Source organism: Streptomyces sp. NRRL WC-3618 (assembly GCF_001280005.1).
Taxonomy (GTDB): Bacteria; Actinomycetota; Actinomycetes; order Streptomycetales; family Streptomycetaceae; genus Streptomyces.
In genome coordinates, this window is the sequence record NZ_LGDW01000401.1 from 1 (window position 1) to 246 (window position 246).

The window sequence follows — 246 nt, forward strand, 5'->3', positions numbered from 1 at the left end:
GCGTACGTGCCCGACAGGCCCGCGGTCGCCGGGCCCGCCGCCGGAATCACCGTCTCGGTGCCCGTGGGCCGGTAGTCCGTGTCGTAACCCGTGACGCGGCTGATGTAGTCACCGCCCGACGTGTGCCGCACCGACGTGACCGGCTGACCCAGCGCGCCCGGCAGGCTGTCGTACGAGAACGACTTCACCGGGTTCGCGGTCGCCGATCCCTCGCGGACGTAGGTGACACGGCCGAGGTCGTCGTAC

General features: G+C 71.5%; 1 protein-coding gene. It reads right to left on the reverse strand.

Going from position 1 to position 246, the window contains the following annotated elements; all coding sequences use genetic code 11:
* Positions 1-246, reverse strand: a 246-nt coding sequence (locus ADL01_RS27505; RefSeq protein ID WP_159049651.1) for a hypothetical protein, incomplete at both ends; no start/stop codon positions are given.